Below are 1,516 nucleotides of genomic sequence, written 5' to 3'. Positions count from 1 at the left end.
GGCCACCAAGGGCCGCTTCCCCATGGGGACGGCCCCGAACGATGTCGGCACCTCCCGACGCACCTCACGCGGGCGTTGGACGACTCGCTGCGCCGTCTGGGCGTGGAGCAGATCGACCTCTACCAAATGCACGCATGGGACCCGATTACGCCATTGGAGGAGACGCTGCGCTTCCTGCACGACTCCGTCAGCAGCGGCAAGATCGCCTACTACGGTTTTTCCAACTTCCTGGGGTGGCAGTTGACCAAGGCCGTGCACGTGGCCAAAGCCTTTGGCTGGAGCGCGCCGGTGACGTTGCAGCCCCAGTACAGCCTGCTGGTCCGTGAAATCGAATCGGAAATCGTTCCGGCTTCCCTGGATGCCGGCATCGGGCTGTTGCCGTGGTCTCCCTTGGGCGGAGGCTGGCTCTCCGGCAAGTACAAGCGCGACGTGCCGCCCACCGGAGCCACCCGCCTCGGTGAAAACCCGGAACGCGGCATGGAAGCGTGGCAGGCACGCAACGATGACCCCCGCACCTGGGACGTCATCGGGACAGTGGAAAAGATCGCGGCAGATCATGCGTCAGTGATTCCCAAGTTGCACTGGCATGGTTGGCGGACCGGCCTGCCGTGACCTCCGTGATCCTCGGCGCCCGAACCACGGAACAGTTGGCGGACAACCTGGCGGCGGCTGACCTGGAACTCAGCCCTGAGGAAACCAGCCGGCTCACGGAGGCCAGCCAACCGCGCGTCGGCGTCTATCCGTACGGTCCGATGGCGCAGAACCAGCGCAGCCGGAAGATCGAGGGCGGCCGGTAACGCCGAGCCCGGGTTCGACGCCTGTCCGGCTTCGCAGCCGATTGCCCGCGAGGCAGGACAGGCGTTGAATGTGCCTTATGGTCGATTGGGTTCTGATCTCCAACCTCGGCACCGCCCTCGGTACGACGGTTCTCGCCGTCGCGACGTTCATCTCCACGAGATCGGCCAACCGATCCGCGCGGCTGGCCGAGCGTGCCCTGCTGAACGGATTGCGCCCGATCCTGCTGCCCTCCAACTGGTCTGACGCGCCGCAGAAAGTGCGGTTCATGGAAGGCAAGTGGATGGTGGTGCGCGGTGGCCACGCCACGCTGGAGATCAGCAGCAACGCCGTGTACTTGTTGATGTCTGTGCGCAATGCCGGTGCAGGAGTGGCGGTCCTGCATGGTTGGCACCTGCCACCGGACGCCAGGGCTCCGCTGGCGCCTGTGGAAGAGTTCCACCGGCTGACCCGGGACATCTACGTGCCTGCCAACGACGCCGGATTCTGCCAGGTTGCGATCCGGGACCCTGAGTCGGCCGACTTCCGCAACGCCACCGCGGGAGCAGCCGGAGAAGGCTTCACGGTGGATGTCCTCTACGGAGACGCCGAAGGCTCGCAGCGCGTTGTGTCCCGCTTCTTCATCACGCCCGGACCCGGCGGAGCGGGCCACGACGACGACGTCGATTGGCTGCTGATGGTCTCGCGCCACTGGAACCTGGACTTGCCAGCGCCGCGCGGC

Annotated in this window: 1 protein-coding gene and 1 pseudogene; both read left to right on the top strand. The window is 66.0% G+C overall.

Annotated elements, in window-relative coordinates:
- Positions 1 to 797, top strand: a pseudogene (locus AHiyo1_RS13685) (aldo/keto reductase); the annotation flags it as partial.
- A gap of 77 nt (positions 798 to 874) precedes the next feature.
- The coding region (locus AHiyo1_RS13680) for a hypothetical protein (protein WP_148667581.1) at positions 875 to 1,516 on the top strand (642 nt) is incomplete at its 3' end.

It is taken from the genome of Arthrobacter sp. Hiyo1 (assembly GCF_001263615.2).
In the GTDB taxonomy this organism is placed as follows: domain Bacteria; phylum Actinomycetota; class Actinomycetes; order Actinomycetales; family Micrococcaceae; genus Arthrobacter.
Note: the sequence above shows the minus strand (reverse complement) of the source record. Positions and strands in the feature narration are given on the sequence as shown.